Annotated in this window: 22 protein-coding genes, 2 tRNA genes and 1 pseudogene; 3 read left to right on the top strand and 22 right to left on the bottom strand. The window is 39.4% G+C overall.

Features of this window, described 5'->3' with window-relative positions; translation table 11 throughout:
• Positions 1–158: 158 nt before the first annotated feature.
• The 19 genes and pseudogenes from E7L28_RS07430 to E7L28_RS09845 all read right to left on the bottom strand — a co-directional run bounded on the left by E7L28_RS07430 (position 159) and on the right by E7L28_RS09845 (position 17,699).
• Positions 159–1,013, bottom strand: a complete 855-nt coding sequence (locus tag E7L28_RS07430; RefSeq protein ID WP_316604159.1) for a purine nucleoside phosphorylase YfiH/LACC1 family protein — start codon at positions 1,011–1,013, stop codon at positions 159–161.
• A 9-nt stretch (positions 1,014–1,022) separates the two neighbouring features.
• A complete protein-coding gene (locus E7L28_RS07425; protein ID WP_287550467.1) occupies positions 1,023–2,750 on the bottom strand; it encodes a TIGR03960 family B12-binding radical SAM protein in 1,728 nt (575 codons plus the stop codon).
• A 120-nt stretch (positions 2,751–2,870) separates the two neighbouring features.
• Positions 2,871–3,590, bottom strand: coding sequence for a DUF421 domain-containing protein (locus E7L28_RS07420; RefSeq protein ID WP_021148486.1), 720 nt, complete (start codon positions 3,588–3,590; stop codon positions 2,871–2,873).
• A gap of 12 nt (positions 3,591–3,602) precedes the next feature.
• Positions 3,603–4,064, bottom strand: coding sequence for a DUF3290 family protein (locus tag E7L28_RS07415; protein WP_008602566.1), 462 nt, complete (start codon positions 4,062–4,064; stop codon positions 3,603–3,605).
• A 173-nt stretch (positions 4,065–4,237) separates the two neighbouring features.
• Positions 4,238–5,245 (bottom strand): ketol-acid reductoisomerase, encoded by a 1,008-nt coding sequence (gene ilvC / locus E7L28_RS07410; RefSeq protein WP_004695212.1) that lies wholly within the window; start codon positions 5,243–5,245, stop codon positions 4,238–4,240.
• A 141-nt stretch (positions 5,246–5,386) separates the two neighbouring features.
• The gene (locus tag E7L28_RS07405) at positions 5,387–6,172 is read right to left on the bottom strand and encodes an ABC transporter ATP-binding protein (protein ID WP_287550468.1); all 786 of its coding nucleotides are present in this window, start codon (positions 6,170–6,172) and stop codon (positions 5,387–5,389) included.
• An 11-nt stretch (positions 6,173–6,183) separates the two neighbouring features.
• Positions 6,184–6,672: an acetolactate synthase small subunit gene (ilvN, locus tag E7L28_RS07400; protein ID WP_004695208.1), complete on the bottom strand. Its 489-nt coding sequence runs from the start codon at positions 6,670–6,672 to the stop codon at positions 6,184–6,186.
• A complete protein-coding gene (gene ilvB, locus E7L28_RS07395; protein ID WP_155086563.1) occupies positions 6,672–8,381 on the bottom strand; it encodes a biosynthetic-type acetolactate synthase large subunit in 1,710 nt (569 codons plus the stop codon). Before ilvB ends, ilvN begins: the two co-directional genes overlap by 1 nt.
• 18 nt (positions 8,382–8,399) lie before the next feature.
• Complete coding sequence (gene ilvA, locus E7L28_RS07390; RefSeq protein WP_227037385.1) at positions 8,400–9,623, bottom strand: threonine ammonia-lyase; 1,224 nt, start codon at positions 9,621–9,623, stop codon at positions 8,400–8,402.
• Between the two features lie 42 nt (positions 9,624–9,665).
• Positions 9,666–11,336, bottom strand: a complete 1,671-nt coding sequence (ilvD, locus tag E7L28_RS07385; protein ID WP_008602556.1) for a dihydroxy-acid dehydratase — start codon at positions 11,334–11,336, stop codon at positions 9,666–9,668.
• A gap of 535 nt (positions 11,337–11,871) precedes the next feature.
• Positions 11,872–13,275: a DASS family sodium-coupled anion symporter gene (locus E7L28_RS07380; RefSeq protein ID WP_316058543.1), complete on the bottom strand. Its 1,404-nt coding sequence runs from the start codon at positions 13,273–13,275 to the stop codon at positions 11,872–11,874.
• A gap of 16 nt (positions 13,276–13,291) precedes the next feature.
• Positions 13,292–13,735, bottom strand: a complete 444-nt coding sequence (locus E7L28_RS07375; RefSeq protein WP_008602552.1) for a cupin domain-containing protein — start codon at positions 13,733–13,735, stop codon at positions 13,292–13,294.
• A 68-nt stretch (positions 13,736–13,803) separates the two neighbouring features.
• Positions 13,804–14,112 carry a heavy-metal-associated domain-containing protein gene (locus tag E7L28_RS07370; RefSeq protein ID WP_008602550.1) on the bottom strand — a complete coding sequence of 103 codons (309 nt, stop codon included), beginning with the start codon at positions 14,110–14,112 and terminating at the stop codon, positions 13,804–13,806.
• A gap of 14 nt (positions 14,113–14,126) precedes the next feature.
• Positions 14,127–14,369: a Sec-independent protein translocase subunit TatA/TatB gene (locus E7L28_RS07365; protein ID WP_008602548.1), complete on the bottom strand. Its 243-nt coding sequence runs from the start codon at positions 14,367–14,369 to the stop codon at positions 14,127–14,129.
• 36 nt (positions 14,370–14,405) lie between these two features.
• On the bottom strand, positions 14,406–15,161 hold the full coding sequence (gene pgl / locus E7L28_RS07360) for a 6-phosphogluconolactonase (RefSeq protein WP_077707619.1): 756 nt from the start codon (positions 15,159–15,161) through the stop codon (positions 14,406–14,408).
• A gap of 170 nt (positions 15,162–15,331) precedes the next feature.
• Positions 15,332–16,123: a trans-2-decenoyl-ACP isomerase gene (gene fabM / locus E7L28_RS07355; RefSeq protein WP_004695189.1), complete on the bottom strand. Its 792-nt coding sequence runs from the start codon at positions 16,121–16,123 to the stop codon at positions 15,332–15,334.
• 187 nt (positions 16,124–16,310) lie between these two features.
• On the bottom strand, positions 16,311–16,703 hold the full coding sequence (gene rpsI / locus E7L28_RS07350; RefSeq protein ID WP_004695188.1) for a 30S ribosomal protein S9: 393 nt from the start codon (positions 16,701–16,703) through the stop codon (positions 16,311–16,313).
• A 20-nt stretch (positions 16,704–16,723) separates the two neighbouring features.
• The gene (gene rplM, locus E7L28_RS07345; protein WP_004695186.1) at positions 16,724–17,164 is read right to left on the bottom strand and encodes a 50S ribosomal protein L13; all 441 of its coding nucleotides are present in this window, start codon (positions 17,162–17,164) and stop codon (positions 16,724–16,726) included.
• Positions 17,165–17,321: 157 nt separating this feature from the next.
• Positions 17,322–17,699: pseudogene (locus E7L28_RS09845) on the bottom strand (WapI family immunity protein).
• 218 nt (positions 17,700–17,917) lie between these two features.
• Between E7L28_RS09845 and E7L28_RS07340 the strand changes: the two are divergent.
• Entirely contained in the window at positions 17,918–19,123 is a 1,206-nt protein-coding gene (locus E7L28_RS07340) for an MFS transporter (protein WP_316691799.1), read from the top strand.
• Positions 19,124–19,209: 86 nt separating this feature from the next.
• Here E7L28_RS07340 and rpsD read toward each other — a convergent pair whose 3' ends face one another.
• Positions 19,210–19,797: a 30S ribosomal protein S4 gene (gene rpsD, locus E7L28_RS07335; protein WP_004696900.1), complete on the bottom strand. Its 588-nt coding sequence runs from the start codon at positions 19,795–19,797 to the stop codon at positions 19,210–19,212.
• Positions 19,798–20,094: 297 nt separating this feature from the next.
• On the opposite strand from rpsD, the gene E7L28_RS07330 reads away from it, so the two are divergent.
• Both E7L28_RS07330 and E7L28_RS07325 read left to right on the top strand, forming a co-directional pair.
• The gene (locus tag E7L28_RS07330) at positions 20,095–20,994 is read left to right on the top strand and encodes a LysR family transcriptional regulator (protein WP_004696868.1); all 900 of its coding nucleotides are present in this window, start codon (positions 20,095–20,097) and stop codon (positions 20,992–20,994) included.
• A 152-nt stretch (positions 20,995–21,146) separates the two neighbouring features.
• On the top strand, positions 21,147–21,470 hold the full coding sequence (locus E7L28_RS07325) for a YnfA family protein (protein WP_004695177.1): 324 nt from the start codon (positions 21,147–21,149) through the stop codon (positions 21,468–21,470).
• Between the two features lie 253 nt (positions 21,471–21,723).
• On the opposite strand, the gene E7L28_RS07320 is transcribed toward E7L28_RS07325, so the two are convergent.
• Both E7L28_RS07320 and E7L28_RS07315 read right to left on the bottom strand, forming a co-directional pair.
• Positions 21,724–21,799: transfer RNA gene (locus tag E7L28_RS07320), tRNA-Val, on the bottom strand.
• A 3-nt stretch (positions 21,800–21,802) separates the two neighbouring features.
• A tRNA-Glu gene (locus E7L28_RS07315) sits at positions 21,803–21,877 on the bottom strand.
• Between the last annotated feature and the right edge of the window lie 83 nt (positions 21,878–21,960).

Here is a 21,960-nt window from a genome sequence, read left to right as displayed (position 1 = left end):
ATATATCATAATCATCAAATATATTTGTATAGACTATTTTATTATATAGTATTTAAGGTCAAATGTACATGATTTAAGGCTTATCCCTTCCACAAATCCAAGCATGTATATATATATAAAATATCATACTTTATTATGATTCCTGTGAAATCCGAATTTTATCGGTCTTGTAACATCGCAAATAAGGCCATGCGACCTGTTAGGCCTGCCTCTCGACGATAGGAATAACAGTCTACTTCACTTACACTATCGGTACCACCAATCGTGATATGCTCTGAAGGAACTCCATTTACAACGAGATCCTCACCAATAAAGTTCCATAAATTGATATAAGCCTTATCTAATTTATCACCAGGATAATTGACAACATCAGATGCATCTCTGTCTGTCATATCTCTCCATGCTAATTCAAAGCGTTTACCTAGTTCTATATCTACTTCAAAGGACTCTGGGCCAATACTAGGCCCAAGATATATATAGCAATCTTTGAACTCGGTCCCATAAGCCTCTTTCATGGCCTCAATAGTAAGTACTGGTAAGCGGCCAATGGCACCACGCCAACCTGCATGCGCCGTAGCAATCGCATGATGTTTAGCATCGTAAATACCTACGCCAACGCAGTCTGCTGTGAACAGAAATAATGGCACATGCGGTAGATTTGTAAATACCGCATCACAATCATCGATGGCCGTATCTTCTCCAAAAGCACCTGCCCCAACAAGGTCTTCTGTGATTTCTACAGCCTTTAAACCATGGACTTGATTGCCACAAGAAATACGATTTGGTTCAACACCTAAATATTTCGCAACAATAGCTCGATTTTCTCGTACGCTTTGAGCTTCATCCCCTACATGAAACGCTAGGTTTAATGATTCATAAGGAACTTTAGATACACCACCATGACGATAGGTATCGCCCATAACAATGGGAAATCGATCAACCCAGCTTGGCGCCTCATAAGACCATGTTCCATGAGGGCCTTTCACATCTATACGTTTTACAGATTGATTCATCTGTTCCTCCTATTTACAAACGCCACAGCGTTTACAACCTGCTGCACATGGAGGGGTATATGCTTCATCGATAGATCGTTTCCATTCCATTTCAAGATAGCCCTCCTGCATGCCCATATCTAAATGGCTCCATGGCAAGAATTCATCAAAACTGCGTTCACGATAATTCATATTATCCATATCCAGGCCAGCAGCCTTCATTTCGGACTTAAAAGATTTACTGCCCCGATCGGCTGCACATGCTGCAATGACAGCGCCTAAGCGACGATCTCCACGAGCGAGAACTCCTTGAATGTACGCCTCTTTAGGAGACTCTACGAGAACCTCAATACGGCGATTCTTTTGCAATGCTTTCTTTATATATTGTAACTTTTTCTCCACCGCTTTTTGATTATCCATGGCCATCCATTGGAACGGTGTAAAAGGCTTCGGAATAAAGGGATTGATACTGAGCGTCAAACGACCTTTACAGCCAACTTTTTCCATATGAGCCTGCGTCCTTTCCGCAAGACCTACAATAGCCTCAATATCTTCATCGGTTTCCGTTGGCAGCCCAATCATTATATATAAGCGCATGTGCTGAATACCTGACTTTGCAGATAAGGTAGCTGCATTTTGTAAATGCTCTTCACTGATACCCTTGTTAATGACGCGACGCAACCGTTCACTACCCGTTTCTGGGGCAATGGTAATCGTCTTTTGTCCACTATCCGCTAGTCCATCCACCACGGCTTGTGTTAACGAGTCAGCACGCAAGGATGCACAAGAGTAACGCATATCTTTAGAGCGAATATAATTAACTAGCTCATCTACCTCGGGATAATCCGAAATAGCAGCACCCATGAGTCCCACCTTTTTGCCTAGCTTTTCTGCGCGCTCTACGCCTTCTTTCAAAATGTCCAAAGGACGTACACGCGGTACGCGGAAGCAATATCCAGCCATACAGAAGCGACAGTGCCGACCACAACCACGGGCTACTTCGATGATATACATAGCACCAAATTCAGTATAGTTCGTAGCTACTACCGTTTCACCACCGCTAGTGAGCATTTCAAAGTGACGTTTGATCGTTTTAGGCACGCCCTCAGCAATATCATAGCCTTTAAATTCACCATCTTCATTGTAAATCGGCACATACAGGGATGGTACGTAAACACCCGATACATCCGCTAATTGACGTAAAATAGCGTGACGATCCAAGCCTTCCATTTTTCCATCTCGAATGATATCTAGTACGCGACTGACGATACCTTCCCCTTCACCGATGATAAAAGCATCGATAAAGTCGGCAAAAGGCTCAGGGTTAAAGGTCGCACAAGGGCCCCCTGCAATAACGATAGGGTCAAATTCGGTACGGTCTTTTCCCATGATAGGTACACGGCCATGGCGCAACATCAAAGGAATATGGAAATAATCCATTTCGAAGGTGACATCAAAAGCAACTACATCAAATTGATGCATAGGCCTTTGTGTTTCAACGCTCATAAGCGGAGTCTTAGTCTTATCGTAAGCTTCTAATTCCTTTTTCTCAGGCAAGAAGATTCGTTCGCAGACGCTATCATTTCGTAAATTGATTTCCTCATAAATGATATGAAGTCCAAGATTACTCATGCCCACAAAGTATGTATTCGGATAAACGATAGCTACTTTTTGCCCTGCATGAGGATTTACTGTTACCCGACTGTCTTCATCTTTATATAATTCTTGTAATCGATCAATTAAATCTTTACGATTCACTAATTTCCTTTCTATATAAGCCCACTACGAATAGTGGGCTTAATAACACTTTACATATCATTTGTACATCTATAAAATTACATAATACTAATTTCGCCTATAATAAAAAACCAATAGATATTACAATTTAGATTTCAATTTATCCTTAGTATGAGCGGTCTTACTTTTAAGAGTGCTTACAATTTGTGGGCGATGTTTTCTTTCATAAGGATATACAACAACTTTTTCATCTTTATATTCTGCAATATATATGTCCTTAACAGAGTATCCTTGAGCTTGGATTTCTTGTTCAAGCCAATCTCTATCTTTTTCAATTACATCGAGGGTAAACTGATTAATTTGACCATCATCGATAAGGTCAAATCGAATATTATCTTCACCGAATTGAACCACGTTGAGCTGACCGTTTTGCTCCAATACGGCACGCTTAACATCCGTAACATATTGAACACCGGCAGCACGAAGTTTTAATTTAAGTTCAGCCGCTTGTATACCATAACGCATACATTCTTCTGTTAGAATATGACCTTTTTCGATTACTATAACTGGATGACCATCAAGAATTGCTTTAAAAATACGAAGATTCCCTTTTAAAAACTTAAGAGTCATTACGAGGATAGTCCATAAAATAAGAACTAACATAAACTGTAAAATGCCAATTTGATCATTGTAAATAATGGCACCGATAATACCACCAAGTACGTAGTTTTGCAATTGGTCTAAAGCAGAGGTTGGGGCTAAATTGCCCTTACCCATTAAATTGATTTGTAGAATAATCGCCAAGAGACCGATGGCGAGTTTTGCAAAGACCATCCCATAGACGGCCATAGCTTCTGTCATATGTGGTCCTCCTTATTGTAATGCATCCTCTTTATCGTGAATTCGATCTATAGGGCTTACCTTATAAACACGTGTAATCGTATAGGTTGAAAATTCTGGATTAAATTGAACCTCATAGTAAGCGTCACTTACTTTTAAAATCATACCATTACGAATCTTTAAGGAGTTAACCGCCAATTGGTCACTCGGTACGGAACGATCTGAACTAAAAGAATGTAAAAATTGAGCCATACGAGAGGAGTCCTCAGAATAGGTTTTCATTCGATTATACTCTTGGTATTCAAGCCCTAAGAAGAACACTACGATTAAAGACAATATAATCATCAAGTCACGATAGCGACTAGTAAAACCATTTCGCAATACTTGTACTCCCAAAATGAGCAATGCTAATAGAACAGCTACAATTATAATAAAGCCCCAAGTTTGACCTATTACAGCCTGACTTTCAACATAGGCTAATGTGTAAAAATCCATGCCACACTCCTTTCAAATATTACTTTTTATTATACCATATTTGATTCCAATATTTTCGATGTAATCGTCAAGATGGCCCAAAATAATGTAAGAAAAGATAAAAAATAGCGACCCCTTACGGGGTCGCTTTTAATAAGCATATAATCTCACAAAAGATTACCTAAGTAATACTCTTATTTTAACCAGCTCATCAAGTTGCGAAGTTCTGCGCCAACTGGTTCAATTGGATGATTAGCAGCTGCTTCGCGATGTTCTTTAAGGAATTTTTGACCATTTTTGGAATCTGCTAAGAATTCATCAGCAAATTTACCAGATTGAATATCCGCCAAGATTTGTTCCATAGCTTTTTTAGTATCTGCAGTGATTACGCGAGGACCTGCATGGTAATCGCCGTATTCAGCAGTGTTGGAGATGGAGTGGCGCATTTTTTGGAAGCCACCTTCGTAGATAAGGTCTACGATCAATTTCATTTCATGCAAGCATTCAAAGTAAGCGTTTACAGGTTCATAACCAGCTTCTGTTAATACTTCGAAACCAGTTTTGATCAATTCAGTAACACCGCCGCACAATACAGCTTGTTCACCGAAGAGGTCAGTTTCAGTTTCAGATTTGAAGTTAGTTTCCAAGATACCGGAACGGCCACCACCGATACCAGAAGCCCATGCTAATGCAACTTCTTCAGTATCACCAGATGGATCTTTTTCTACAGCGTATAAGCAAGGAACGCCAGAACCTTCTTGGTATGTACGACGTACTAAATGACCAGGACCTTTAGGAGCTACCATGAATACATTGATGTCTTCACGAGGTACGATTTTACCAAAGTGAATGTTAAAGCCATGAGCAAATGCCAAGTACGCACCTTGTTTCAAGTTTGGAGCAATATCTTGTGCATATACGTCTGCTTGCAATTCGTCTGGAATCAATACCATAACGATATCAGCGCCTTTAACGGCTTCTGCAGTTTCTTTTACTGTAAGACCTGCTTCTTCAGCCGCTTTCCAGCTAGAAGAACCACCGCGAAGACCAATTGTTACGTCCATACCATTTTCTTTCAAGTTCAATGCATGAGCATGACCTTGAGAGCCGTAACCTAAAACTGTAATTTTTTTGCCTTCCAATTTGCTTAAATTACAATCTGCATCATAATAAACTGTAGTACCTAAAATTTTACCTGCCATATTAGACAACCTCCAAACATATTCAATAGAATATAGATTATATATACTGTACACAATCTAACAAATTTTTGCAAGATGTGGCGTACATTAATTTAGTATCAGTAAGCCAAGTTTTAAGCCTCTGATAAAAAAATTTGATAACTACCGAACCATCACCCATGGACGATCATCTTTCCATACAACTTGTACGGAAAGTCCAAAGACATCAGATAAAATATCATCAGTTAGTACCTTATATTTAGGACCTGCATGAATCATCTTACCCTCTCGCAAGATAGCTACATGAGTAATAAATGGTAGTATCTCTTCAATTTGATGTGACACATAGATAATCGGTGTCTGCTGCTCAGCTACCAAAGTGGATACGGTGCGTAAAAACTGCTCCCTCGCTGGTAAGTCCAAACCAGAGCAAGGCTCATCCAAAATCAATAATTCTGGATTTGCCATAATAGACCTCGCTAACAATACCCGGCGCTGTTCGCCAGCAGATAAGGTGCGAAAACGATGACCTTCCAAATAGTCTAGTCCAAATTCAGATAATAATTGCATACCTCGTTGGCGCACCTCAGGTGCTACCTCTTGGTATATACCAATGCTACTAAATGCACCAGAAATAACGATATCTTCAACGACTTGTTTATCTAAGGTTGACTGAAATTGTCCAAGCGCAGAGCTAACAAATCCTAGTCTAGCCTTGATTTTGGGCCACGCATATTTACCAAATTCCTTGCCAAACACACGTAAAGTACCCGTTGTGGGAATTTGATAAGCAGGTATCATGCTGAGTAGCGTTGATTTACCAGCCCCATTAAGCCCTAATAAGGCCCAATGTTCACCGTTCTCTATATGCCAATTTACATTATCTAAAATAGGTCTACCATCACGGCGAAAGCAGACATTTTCATAATGGAGTAATTCACGCCCCACGTTATCAGCTCCTACATTTTTTCTCCGCGACTCATAGCGGTGATACCTGTTTTGGCAATTTCAAGAATACCATAGGTTTCCATAATTTGAATGAAGCCACGTAATTTTTCTACACTGCCAATGACTTCAATGATCATAGATGTAGGAGAAATATCTAACACATTACCACGATATACATCGGCAATCTGTACAATTTGTGATCTTGTAGAAGCAGATGCTTTTACCTTAATAAGCATTAACTCACGGCATACCACATCATGATCTTCAAACACTTTAACCTTAACAACATCGATGAGCTTGTAGATTTGTTTTTGTACTTGATCGAGAATTCGATCATCGGCCTCTACAGTAATAGTAATACGTGCATAACCTGGCTGATTTGTAATGCCAGATGTCATTTTTGTAACGTTAAAGCCACGACGGTTAAAGAGTGCCAAAATACGTGTACCAATACCTGGTGCATTTTTTGCAATGATTAAGACTTGATGTTCTTTCGCCATTATAGCACCCCTTTCTTACCCATCATACCGCTTATCGTGCCGCCTGCTGGGATCATTGGCAATACATTATCCTCTCGTTCAACGCGACAGTCCAAGACAATGCTTTCATCCGATGTAATGTATGATTTAAATTCTTTGTTGAAAGTTTCAACATTATCTAGACGCGCTGCTTTCAAGTCAAATGCATCTGCGAGTTTCACGAAGTTCGGACTCACTTCCAAATCTACATAGGAGTAGCGTCTATCATTGAAGATTTCTTGCCATTGACGAACCATACCAAGATAGCCGTTGTTAATAATAACAATCTTGATTGGCAAATTATATTGGCGAACCATCATGAGCTCTTCACAAGTCATTTGGAACCCGCCATCACCGACAACAAGGATAACTTGCTTCTTAGGCGCCCCTACTTGAGCCCCAATAGCCGCCGGCAAACCATACCCCATGGTACCCGCACCGCCAGAGGTAACGATAGTATGAGGTTTTTTATGAGTTAAGAATTGAGCCGCCCACATTTGATGTTGACCGACGTCACTTACGATTATGGCATCTTCCTTGGCAATCTTATTAAGCTCAGATAACACATATTGTGCATGCAATACACCATTTTTAGACTCAGGGATTACCATAGGGTATTCCGCTTGCCATTCTCGGATTTGCTCAAGCCACGCTTCATGAGTTGTAGGTTCTACAAGAGCATTAAGCTCCGTTAATACCTGTTTTAAATCCCCTACGATAGGCACGTTGATTGTAACATTCTTATCAATTTCAGCTGGATCGATATCAATATGGATGATTTTAGCTTTTTTACAGAAGAAATCTGGATGGCCTGTAATGCGGTCATGGAAACGAATCCCTGCAGCAATCACGAGATCTGCCTCATCTGTACTATTATTAGCGGCTACAGAACCATGCATACCAACCATGCCAAGAGCCAATTCGTGATCTCCTGGGAAGCCACCAAGACCAACTAATGTATTCGTCACCGGAATTTGAGCCTTTTCAGCTAATTCTTTAAGCTCATCCATAGCACCAGACTTCAATACGCCTGCCCCAGCAATGATAAGTGGGCGCTTTGCATTTTTGATGAGAGTAGCTGCTTTTTTGATTTGACCTTGATGACCTTTATAGGTTGGATCATAGCCTTCAAGATGAATAGGTACTTCGTACAATTTGTTGTATTCCGCCATGGATATTTTTTCGGTTTGAATATCCTTAGGAATATCGATGAGTACAGGGCCTGGACGACCTGTGCCAGCAATAAAGTACGCCTCTTTAATGATGCGAGGCAAATCATGAATATCTTGAACAAGATAGTTATGCTTGGTTATAGGCATCGTAATGCCTTGGATATCCGCCTCTTGAAAGGAGTCCTTACCGATAAAAGGGCGACCAACCTGACCTGTAATGGCCACCATAGGTACGGAATCCATGTACGCAGTCATAATACCTGTTACAAGATTCGTTGCGCCAGGGCCAGAGGTAGCAAGACATACACCTACGCGACCAGATACGCGAGCATAGCCATCTGCCGCATGTGCAGCACCTTGTTCATGACGGACGAAGTAATGTTTAATTTCAGGGAAGCTATATATTTCATCATAAATTGGAATTACCGCGCCACCTGGATAGCCGAACATATCGGTTACACCAAGGCGATGCAATGTTTCAAGGACAATGCGTGCCCCATTGATTGTTTCTGCGCTCATAGGAACCCTTTCACCCAGCTATTCAGACAATATTTCGCTGGAATTTAAACGTTTAATAATGTAGCCATTATGTTTGAAAGTATCAATAATGTGTTGGATGTGCTCTTCACCATTTGTTTCTACCGTTACTTGCAATTCCACTTCATGGAAACGGTCAAGGTTTTTGAACTGATTATGGTCAAGTTTAATAACATTTGCATCTGCATCGGCTAACATTTGAGATACAGCCACTAACTGGCCTGGTTTATCAGGAAGGTTAACGGAGAAAGTAAAGATACGACCACGTACGACAAGACCTTTATTAATCATAGAGGAAATGGTAAGTACGTCGATATTACCTCCACTGACAATGGCTACAACCTTTTTACCTGTGCAGTTCAATTTTCTAAGACCTGCCAATGGTAAAATACCGGAATTTTCTGCTACTAATTTATGTTTTTCAACAAGCAACAGGAATGCTTCCATCAATTCGTAGTCTGAAACAGTAATAATGTCATCTACATATTGCTTGATATATTCTAATGTAGTTTCACCAATTTGGCGTACTGCCGTACCATCTGCAATCGTCGCTACTTCATCGAGTGGTACCGGATGATCAGCCTTTAATGCAGCGATTGCACTTGCGGCACCTTCAGGCTCTACACCGATAATCTTAACGCGCGGATTTTTTAATTTTGCCGCTGCCGCAATACCAGATACGATACCACCGCCCCCAACAGGAACAAGCAATACATCTGCATCAGGAAGTTCATCGAGAACCTCGAGAGCAATTGTCCCTTGCCCTTCAATTACATCTTCATCATCGAAGGGATGGACGAACACATAACCATGTTCTTGTTGGAGTTCCATCGCTTTTTGGCAAGCTTCATCATAGATTTCACCATGTAATACGACATCTGCGCCGTACTGTTTTGTTGCATTAACCTTTATAAGAGGCGTGTGTTTCGGCATAACAATAGTCGCTTTAATGCCAAGGCGTTTCGCGGCAAGGGCCACGCCTTGTGCATGATTACCAGCAGACGCAGCGATAACACCGCGCGCCTTTTCCTCTTCTGTCAGCTTTGCAATTTTATTATAAGCTCCACGAACCTTAAAAGAGCCTGTTATTTGCAAGTTTTCTGGCTTGATATATACATCATTTTCGCACTCGTCAGAAAACACATCGCTGTGAAGCAATTTCGTTTTCACCGTGATTGTGCTTAATCGCTCTCGAGCCTCCATAAAATCATATAATTTGTGCATGTACACTATCTCCTCTAGTTAGTATTAAATGAAAGTCTAGTATTAGTCTTCAAATACTTCGATAGCACCTTGTGCAGCAGAGGATACGTGAAGAGCGTATTTTTTAAGATATCCAGTTACATTGGATTTGAACGGTTTCAATGCAGCTTTACGACGAGTGATTTCATCATCAGATACAGCTAGTTCCAATTTACCGTTTGGAATATCGATGTTGATAATATCACCATTTTCAACGATAGCAATGGTACCGCCTGCAGCTGCTTCTGGAGATACATGTCCGATGGATGCACCACGAGTAGCACCGGAGAAGCGTCCATCTGTCAACAATGCTACATCTTTATCTAGACCCATACCGGCAATCATAGATGTTGGAGTCAACATTTCACGCATACCAGGACCGCCTTTAGGGCCTTCGTAACGGATAACTACAACATCACCTTTCACGATTTTACCGCCTGTAATAGCTTCAACCGCTTCTTCTTCACTGTTGAATACCTTTGCTGGACCAGAGTGAACAAGCATATCTGCATCTACGGCACCGGCTTTTACAACGGAACCATCTACAGCAAGGTTACCTTTAAGAACCGCGATACCACCAGTTTCATGTACTGGATTATCCCATGGGTGAATAACATCTTCATCCACAACATGAGCTGCCGCTGCAATTTCACCTTGTGTTTTAAGAGCAACAGTTTTGCAATCTGTATGAAGGCGACCATTTTCTGCTAAACGTTTCAACACGGCAGATACACCACCTGCAGCGTACAAGTCTTCAATGAAGTATACGCCAGATGGAGATAATTTAGATAATTGAGGTGTATTTTGAGCGATGCGATCAAAATCGTCTAAGGATAATGGTACACCTGCTTCGTGAGCAATAGCCGGTAAATGAAGCGCCGTATTAGAGGAACCGCCCAAAGCCATATCAAGAGCTACCGCATTTTCAAAGGCTTCACGAGTCATAATATCTTTAGGGCGAAGGTTTGCTTTTAATATCTCTACCGCTTGCATACCAGCTAACTTAGCTAAACGCAAACGTTCAGAATATACCGCTGGGATTGTACCATTGCCAGGAAGGCCCATACCGAGAGCTTCTGTTAAGCAGTTCATTGTATTTGCCGTATACATACCAGAGCAAGAACCACATGTAGGACATGCCGTATTTTCGATATCAGCTAACTCAGCATCATCCATTTCACCAGTTTGATGTTTGCCTACGGCTTCGAATACGTCGGACAAACCAATTTTTTTACCTTTATGTACACCAGCGAGCATGGCCCCACCAGATACGAATACAGATGGGATATTAAGGCGAGCAGCTGCAATCAACATGCCTGGCACTACCTTATCGCAATTTGGAATGAATACCATCGCATCGAATGGTGTAGCCATAGCAGTAGCTTCGATAGAATCTGCAATGATATTACGTGTAACTAAGGAGTATTTCATGCCGATATGGTTCATTGCCAAACCATCGCAAATACCGATAGTATTGAACTCGATTGGCACACCACCTGCGTTGCGAATACCGTCTTTTACGGCTTGTACAATATTTTTCAGGCCTACGTGACCAGGGATGATTTCATTGAAAGAGTTGGCAATACCGATGACTGGTCTACCCATTTCTTCATCAACAAAACCCAGAGCTTTTAATAAAGATCTGTGTGGTGCACGTGCTACGCCTGTTTTCAAATTGTCACTTCTACAACTCATGTTAATCTCCTCACTTTTGAAAGCATCCACTTGGACAGCTTTCACGACGCATAAAAAAAGACGATTCCAATGAATCGTCTTAAAAGTTTACAAATGATATTCCTTTTGTTTACAGAATTCCTATATACATAAATAATCCTATGTACCCCTTGGAAAATATACACATAAGAAACAAACCATATAGTCAAATCTTATTGATTGTATATTAAACCATTCGCGGAACTTCTAAGACAAAAACGTGTTAAGTTGTTGTTCATAATTCGAATGTCATTAATAATCACGACTAGCGCAATAATCAATAAGCTAATGACTAAACCTAACATGTTTCCTCCTAAAATATTCTGTAATAATAATCACGGAATAATAATAACACGTTATATTATCCCGCGCAAGATAATTCACAATAAATTCTATAGATTCATCATAGTTTTTTTATGAAGTTCACCATACCCAAAAACTATAGCAAACCTAGTAAGGTATAAAAAATATAGATATAACAAGAAAAATCCCTCACCGTAGTGAGGGATTGAATATATTATAAAATACCAAAGAGCCACATGCCAAAAGTGCCGCCCCAGAAATGAATGAGGAAGCTCACCACGGAAATGGCAAGACCTACGCGCCACCATGTACCTTGTGGCACATAGCCAGCACCGAAGAAGATTGGTGTTACACCTGAACTATAATGAGTCAATGTACAGCCAGGACTGTTCATCAAACCAAAGAGCAATATCGTAAACGGAATAGGAGCCCCCATCGCCACTAAAATGGCTGCAAAGGCGGAGAATAAAGCTGTAATACGCGCCGTACCACTGGCAAAGAAATACTGAGAGTACACAAAGGTAGCGGAAATGATAAAGGATGCCCAGAACCAGTCAAAGCCAGCTAAATGTTGACTTACAAAGTCTGCAAACACAGCTACTACACCGAGTTTACCAAGCAGCCCAGCCATGCCCACAAGCGTACCCATCCAGATAAGGATATCCCAACCGGTACGTTCACCCAAAATATCCTCCCAAGTAAGAGAGCCAGTCACAACACACGCCAGAACCCCCATCATCGCTACTACTGTAGGATGAAGCTTAGTCCAAATTGCTGTAGCCCAAAGCAAGATGCAAAGTACAAAGATAATAGCAACAGAAATTTCAGCCTTCGTAATAGGTCCAAGAGCATCTAGTTCTTTTTGAGCCATTACAGCAGCCTCTGGTGTTTCCTTGATTTCTGGTGGATAGATTTTATAGATAAACCAAGGCATCAAAATCATACAAATCACACCAGGAATGACACCTGCTTGGAACCATTCCCACCAAGATATATCATAGCCAAACAGTTTAGCACCTAAAGACGTAATAAGCAAATTACCGCTACATGCGGTCAAGAAGATCGTCACAGTAATAGTGTTAATAGTATGTGCCGTCGTCATCAAGTACGCCCCAATGCGGCGGGCCGTATTACCATAAGGTTCAGAACCAAAAGCTAAGGAAATATTTTGTACAATGGGGAATACAATACCACCTCCACGCGCCGTATTAGATGGTGTAGCTGGAGAAATAATCAAGTCCGTACAAGCCAACGCATAGGCAAGCTTTAATGAGCTTGTGCCAAAAGAGCAAATCAAGGTGTACGCAATACGCTTACCAAGGCCAGAATTAATAATACCTCGTGAAAAGAATACGGCCGCTACGATAAGCCACACATTCGCCTCTGCATAGCCACCTAGAGCCTGTACCATAGTGATGGAATTAGTGGCTACGGCTACAACAATACCAAAAAGCGCCATAATACCCGTTGGCCAGGGACGTAAGATAAAGCCCACAATAGTAGCCGTAAAGATAGCTAATAAATGCCAACCTTCAGGCTTGATTGCCTCTGTATGAGGTAAAAACCAAATAACGAGGCCCACTAAAACGGTAAGGGCCGCTCGTGTAAAAGTATTCATAGAACCTCCATCAGGCTTAACAACTTTCCAAGAATTCTTTGATTTTAGGATTTGCTCGTAACATTTCCATCTCTTCAGGGGATAATAATTTTACCTTATCTCGATCTTGATTTACCAAGCAAAGAAAACCAATATAATCGCCCTTATTAGCACGGAACTGATGAATTGTTTTGCCTGGAATTTCGATAAAATCACCAGTTTCTACATCGTGGATTTCATCGCCCAATAAGACTTGCCCCTTGCCGCGAAATATCATAACCATATGCGTATGATCGTGATACTCCAAGGTAGAATATCCCCCTGGCAAACATTCAAAATAGCGGAATTGACACGGAATATCATAAGCACCATCATATAATACTTGACGTGTTACATCTTTAAAAGGACTACCATCTTGTTTATATACCAAGGTTTCAATACCATCCCACTTAAAATTTTTAGCATCAAACTTACGTATCATCGTATTACCTCTTTAAACAAAAAAGGGCTGCATCGAAACAAGGTTTCAATACAGCTCCATCGGTTCGATTATTTGAAGAGACGTTTCAAAGTGCCTAGTAATCCATGACTATGTTTTTGTACACCGTCTGCAACGCCTGTCACTTCAAAGCCAGTTCGTTCAATGGCTTTTGTAATAACTTCTACAGATACTTTTGTTGGATCAAAAGAAACGGTAGCTGTCTTTTCTGGCAAATCTACTTCTGCACTTAATACGCCAGGCAAACCTAGAGATGCACCTTCAACTGTTTCTTTACAGTTGTTGCACATCATCCCCGGTACAGTAAATACCTTTGTTACAACGCCATTATCTTCGCCACAACCACAATCTTTGCACATAGTGTTACCTCCTATTAATCCTTAGCTTCTTTATGTTTATCGTCGTTCTTAGCCCCTGCTGTCACATCGATAGTAGTCGCTTTCTTAACGGCTTCTTTCGTTTCATCAACAGCCTTTTTAGGCCCCGAAATAGCATCTTTAAACTCATTGATGCCTTTACCAATAGCTTTACCGACTTCAGGCAATTTACCAGGTCCGAAGATAACTAGAGCAATCACTAATATAACTATTAATTCAGGTGTTCCTATAGACCCCATATGTATCTCCTTTATTTTTACTACTACTTATACTCTTTAGTGTACATCATCATAGGCTGCCTTGTCCACATACCAGGTCATAGCTTCTTGTGAAAGCACCGCTCCAGGCAATACACGACCAATGCGTTTTTCCCAAGGTAAATCCTCGTAATCTTCGCGTTGATACAATACCTTTGTCAAAGCAGTTCGCTTACTTTCACCAGTTACGGTAAACCAAACCGCATCAGATTTTGCTAAGAACGAAAAGGTCATAGAAATACGTTCCCACACCTTTCCATCCTCAACAGCTACCACGTCTTGATCTGTGACACGCAATGCATGAGAACCTGCAAATAGACCGGCTGTATGACCATCTTCGCCAAGATCGAGCAATGCCAAATCTAGGCCACTTTTTTTACAAGCCTTGAGAACATTCTTAACCTCTTTCTCGTATTCCGCTGCCGCTTCTATTACAGTTTTAGAATCTGTATTGATTGGCAAGAAATGAGCCGCCCCTTTCGCCTTACACAACAAATAAGGTTTCACGCGATTGAAGTAATTATCCTCATGAGATTGCGGTAAGAATCGCTCATCAGTCCACACAAAGAATATGCGTTCCCAATTGAGGCGCTCTATATATTCTGGGGAATTAAGCAATTCTAATAAACCATTAATAACAGTCCCGCCCGTAATACCAACAACACACGTTTCAGTGCGATTGATTTCCTCGTTGGTGAAAGCAATAAAATCCTCTGCCAATGCTTGAACTACATCGCTAGGGCTGTCATAACATTTAATTGTATCTTGAGCCATGTAATAATGACCTCCTAAAACTATTTCAATAGTTCTATTATATACACTTTTTCTGTGTAATGAAAGCAAAACCGATGTAACTCAATAGTTGGAGCCACATCGGTTCTAATTATATTTGTATTTACCTATGAATTACAGGAAATTCCATTCCGTATATTCATAAATCAATATTATTGTTGACCAAATTTAGGACGGCGACGCTCTGTGAAAGCACGGACTCCTTCTTTGAAGTCCTCTGAAAGACCTAATGCACATTGGTTTTCTACTTCAAACTTCTTGTACTCTTCCCAACCCGCTAAGAAGCTATTCCACATCATTTCCTTCATAACGCGGTAAGATTGTGCAGGCCCTTTTGCCAATTTCTCAACGAGGCGTCTTGTAGCAGTCTCTAAATCTTCTAATTCACAAACCTTATACACAAAGCCAAGTTCCTTACCCTTTTCAGCAGATACGGCTTCACCGGTCATGACAATATGCATAGCACGATTCATACCAATAGAGCGAGTTAACAAGAATAACCCGCCCGCATCAGGAGCAAGACCTACATTTACGAAGGCTTGAATAAAGCGTACGTTATTAGCAGCCACAACAAAGTCCGCTGCCAAAGCCATATTGAAGGCAGCACCTGCTGCAGCACCTTGAAGGCTCATGATAACAGGTTTTGGTAATTTCTTCATAGCCATAGAAATCTCAGCTACCAGCTCAACAATTTCAAATAAAGACTCAGTATCCCCTTCGTTTACAGCGCGCTCCATCTCTGTTAAATCGCCACCCGCAGAGAATACCTTACCCTCTGCATTAATGAGCAATGCACGCACGCTTTCATCATTATGAGCTTTATCTAAGACCTCAAGGATCTCCTTGCACATCTCGATATTAAAACCATTGGCTACGGTTGGCCGATTAAAGGTCAACGTACCAATACCGTTGTCCACTACGTACTGAATTGTATTATAAATCATATGATTTCTCCTATATAAAAATCTATTTTCGAAAAAATTCGATTATTATATATCTATTATAGGAGAATTAAATATAGATGTAAATGAAAGAATGAAAATTAAACTGACTTGAGTATTAAAAATTATCTAATAATGCAAAAACACCTGCAGACATTGTCTGCAGGTGTAATACCCTGTATTCCAAATATTAACGTTTGGAGAATTGGCTTGCTTTGCGGGCTTTTTTAAGACCGTATTTTTTACGTTCTTTCATACGTGGGTCACGAGTCAAGAAGCCAGCTTTTTTCAAAGATTGACGAAGTTCACCATCTACGTCCAATAACGCACGGGAAATACCGTGACGAATTGCACCAGCTTGACCGGAAGGACCGCCACCAGCTACAGTTGCGATAACATCATATTGTTCAACTGTGTTAGTCAAATTCAAAGGTTGTTTTACGATCAATTCCAAAGTTTGGCGACCGAAATAATCATTAAGTTCACGTTTATTAACAGTGATTTTACCTGTTCCCGGTACCAGACGAACTCTAGCAACGGAAGATTTTCTACGACCAGTGCCGTAATATTGTGCTACTGCCATTATATATTCCTCCCTCTAGATTATCGTACGGAAATTTCTAACACTTCTGGTTTTTGAGCTGCATGTGGATGCTCAGGACCAGCGTATACGTTTAATTTGCGGTATTGTTGTGCACCCAATTTATTTTTTGGAAGCATACCACGAACTGCCATTTCAACAACACGTTCAGGTTGTTTTTCAAGCATCATGGACAATTTAGTGAAACGGGAACCACCTGGGTAACCAGAGTGACGGAAGTATTCCTTTTGTTCCAATTTTTTACCAGTTACGCGAATTTTTTCAGCGTTTACAACGATCACATGGTCACCAGTGTCTACGTGTGGTGTGAAAGTTGGTTTATTTTTGCCCCGAAGAACTTTTGCAACTTCGGCAGCAAGGCGTCCTAAAGTTTTACCTTCAGCGTCAACAACATACCATTTCCGTTCGATTGTGTTCGGATTGGCCATATATGTAGTTTTCATGCTGCATATCCTCCTAATAACGTCATAATTCTACCAAAATCAGCTTGTCCTTTGCTTCCGGGGCTAATGGAAACACGACTAAAGCTTACTCAAAATAGTATACAGATTTTATGGGTTTGTGTCAATTAAAATTTAGTGGTTATATGCTGTCATCAAATTAATTTTTTAATATAGAATTACATTGCTGTATTACCTTATTCAATACGGTCTGATCAGTATTAAGAAGAAGTTTAACCCAATTATCACGCCAACTGCCTCCTAATTGAGCTTCTACTTTTATCTGTCCATATGATTTACATATAATATGGACATAATCATCCGAATCATCATAAGCAATACGAATGTCTCCATCTAATGTTATATATATTAATTTGAGTTGACTGATTAATTCTCTAAATTCATTTACAGTATAAACAAATGTACCTCAACCAGAAAAGTCTCCACTTTTGATATATACACTAAAAGCTATATACTCTTCCCAAGGCTCAACATCTGCAAAATATTTTTCTTCTAACTCAACACGTATAAAATCCATTAGTATCTCCTCTAAATAATAAAAATGAATAGTTCCCTTTATTATCTTTCATTAGCAGAAACCTACTTATATTACATATTACTTTATATTGTGCAGGAAATTTATATATTTATATAGAATTATGAATATATAATATCAGAAATTGATAAAAGTTTAGTTTAGATTTTGTAAAACAATACATATTATATCTGTACTTCTATAATCTAGGAGATGATAATATGAATCTAGAAAATAAGAACTCATTTTTCTTAAATAGTGCTCTATTTTTTTCGACAATGGGAAGCACAGCAACAACACTAGGCTTTATAACATATATATTTAATACCACCCACAGTCCCTTTAATACAGGGGCAGTTACGATAGCAACATTATTAGTTGGAATGTTATTAGGCCCATTTTTAGGGATACTGGTAAAAGAAAAAGGCTTAATGTGGTCTATGGTAGTTCCTGAAATAGTTTCGGGTTTTATATTATTAATTTTTGTTTTCATAGATAACCTTTATTTAGTATATATCATAGCTTTTCTTATAGGTTTTAATAATAAAATTTTAGGAATCGCTAGACTTTCTTTTATACCTAATATAACAAATGATCTAGTCAAATTTAATGCACTGCTCCGGTCTATTAATCGTTTTGCATTGATAAGTGGTTCCTTATTATTTAGCGTTATAATTAATTACTCTTTAACGATGGTGTTTGTTATTGATGCAATTACTTATATTATTTCAGCCTACCTACTTTATCGATTAAATAGAAATGTGAGAATACAATCACACTCAACTATCTCCCAAAAAACTATTAGACAAAGCATATATGACCGCATTCAACTTTTAATAAAAGGATATAAATTATTATTCCTAAATAAAAAAATTAATTTTATAGTTTATTTGGGTATATTAGCTAGAATATTTTATATGTGTATTCCAATTCTACTATTAATATTTATTAAAGATATCTTACATTTAACTGATAGTCAGTATGGATATACACAAACAATCTCTAGATTGGCATCATTCATTATTTTTGGACTTCTTGCTAAATATTTTACTATTAACTTAGCAACGAGTTTTAAAAAAGTTTTGTTCCCTCTTTTTATACTATATGGAGGAAGTATTTTTTGCATAGGCTATATAGAAACAATAGAACAACTTTATATTCTATATAGTATATCTGAAATATTATTATTTACAGCCGTTGTTTTAGTTCATGCATATATACAATCTATTTTTTCACAGGAAGAGTTAACATTAGCTAGCGGTTCTGTAAGTACAGGCTTCTCTATTGGATCAATATTATCAATAACTATATTTACAAACTTAGCAAATATATTACCGCTACATGATATATTTTTTATATGTGGACTGGGGATAATTATAAGCACTGCTATTATAATAGGTTATACTCGATTAAACTCTAAAATTTAATTTTTTATGATAGCTCTACTTTTATAAACAATACCCACAACATACAAAAACCCGCAGTGCAAAGCACTGCGGGAAATGACGCCAAATTATTTGGAGTACAATTCGACGATAAGTGTTTCGTTAACTTCGATAGGAAGTTCTTCACGTTGAGGAAGACGAGTGAATGTAGCTTTGAAGCCTTCCAAGTCTTTTTCAATGTAAGGAAGTTCGAAAGAACGAAGTTCTTGGAAGTTAGTTTTGAACAATTCGTTATCACGAGATGCTTCGCGCAATTCGATTACATCGCCTGGTTTGCAGGAGAAGGAAGGAATGTCTACGCGACGACCGTTTACCAAGATGTGGCCATGGTTTACCATTTGACGAGCTTGACGAATGGAGTTACCGAAGCCGATGCGATATACAAGGTTATCAAGACGTTGTTCCAAAAGGATCAACATGTTTTGACCTGTAACACCTTGCATTTTTTTCGCTTTATCATAATAGCGTACGAACTGGCGTTCTAGCAAGTTGTAGTAAGCTTTAACTTTTTGTTTTTCTAATAATTGTGTGCCATACTCAGACATTTTCTTCTGACGTTGGTCTTTTTTGACGCGATTCAAGGCTTTTGCGTGACCGAATACGTTCACACCAAAGCGACGACAAAGTTTGAATCGAGCCTCTCTTCTCGTTGCCATGTGATTATCACCTCATAAGATTAAAATAAACCTGTACCTATACATAATGGTACCCAAGTATAATATCATTTTCATCTAGTTATGTCAATTATCGATACTTGTGAAAGTCATTGAAATAAGTGCATAATCACAATTTTTAATTACACTTTTTTACGATAATACAACGTACTATATCGGTTGTGCATGTTTCATCATATTTTATAGATTTAGATGAAAAATCAATTATAGTATGCTACAATATGAATAAGTAAGGTAATAGGTATCATTGGAGTCTTATGTCTAAGTTGGGGGAATAACATGAAAGAGTTACCTACAATGCAAGAGCTACAAAGTTTTATTACCTATAATAAAACAGGAAGCTTTACATTAGCTGCACAATCTATGAATATTACACAATCAGCTTTCAGCGCTCAAATGAAAAAATTAGAGCGTTTAGTTGGTGTGAAATTAATCTCCCGTTCTACAAGAGGTAGCCGTTTAACACCAGAAGGTGAGTTATTCCTACCAGAAGCAGAACAAGTTCTCGACACATTGGAACGCGCTATCCAATCTATTCGTTTGGCTAGCAAGGTTGAACGCCCAATTCTAAACATTGGTGTATTACGTAGTCTTGGGGATATCCGTCTAAACGGTTACGTTTCCCACTTCTTCCAAAACCATCCTGAATTCTCTGTTAGTATTTACGATATGGAAGAAGAAGAATTGATGCTCGACTTACGAGAAAACCGCATCGATATTGCATTACTCTATTTACCTAATAATAAGGATATGTCCGCATACGAATCCACCGCGCTTAGAGAAGACGAATTTGTATACTATGCACCAAACTTAGTGAACGGTATGGAAACAGCCAGTTTAAAAGCTATCCAGCAACAACCACTGCTCATGTATCCACCTAAATACTTTATGTATCGCACATTAAAAAACTATGTTGGGAACGGTCAACAAAACCTACACATCCGCGGTAGCCGTCTATCCAATCCATATACAATGATCGACTACTGTCAAAAGAATAAATCTGGTTGCATCGTAGCACGCCAAATTTTAACGTCTTTAAACATCAATGATGGCTTTGTACCTTTAGAAAAACCATTCAAACTACAAGTGTGCTTCGCATTTAAGAAGAATAATTCTAAAACAGAAACCATGCATACCTTCATGGATTATGTGCACAGCGAATCACCACCACGTTTATAATAACGAATAGACCCCGTATACCTTTTGGTATACGGGGTTTTACTATAAACAACAAATGACCTATCTATACAAAACAATTGCCCTCTCTTGTCCTAAGTTGTACAATAGAGAATAGATTTCAATTAATACAGCAAGAATACAGTGAGGTTATTATGCTCTTATCTATTCTATTCTTTATACTAGCAGGACTTGCGGAAATCGGTGGCGGATATCTCGTATGGCTCTATATGCGTGACGACAAAGGACCTATTTACCTAATCGCAGGTGCTTTTATTTTATTCTTATACGGCATCATCCCCACCTTCCAGCCAGAAGCAAGCTTCGGCAAAGTATACGCAGCATACGGCGGCGTATTCATTGCCCTCTCTATTCTATGGGGCTGGCTTGTGGACGGCTTACGACCAGATATGTACGATATCATCGGCGGCCTTGTATGCCTCGTAGGTGTATATATCATCATGTATGCACCACGTTAAATATGTAGTTTCCAGATGTGCCTATAATAAAATTTATATTTTTTAGATATAACAAGAACTAACTATATATTTTGAAAGTACAACCATAGCAACTATATATTTTTTTACATAAAACTATATAAACATTACAACAAAAGGAGTACAACTATAATAGTTGTACTCCTTTATTTATCTACATGACCATATGTATTTTTATACCCATATGTACTTTTTACATACTAAAAAACGGTCATCCGAAGATAACCGTTTGCTTTGGTGGACGATGACAGGATCGAACTGCCGACATCCTGCTTGTAAGGCAGGCGCTCTCCCAGCTGAGCTAATCGTCCATGTGGTGACCCGTCCGGGAATCGAACCCGGGATACCGCCGTGAAAGGGCGGTGTCTTAACCGCTTGACCAACGGGCCAATAAAAATGGCTCCTCGAGTAGGACTCGAACCTACGACCGATCGGTTAACAGCCGATTGCTCTACCGACTGAGCTATCGAGG

Origin of the sequence: Veillonella parvula (assembly GCF_032575955.1) — a bacterium.
Classification (GTDB): Bacteria; Bacillota; Negativicutes; order Veillonellales; family Veillonellaceae; genus Veillonella; species Veillonella parvula_J.
This window is presented reverse-complemented; position numbering and strand designations above follow the sequence as displayed.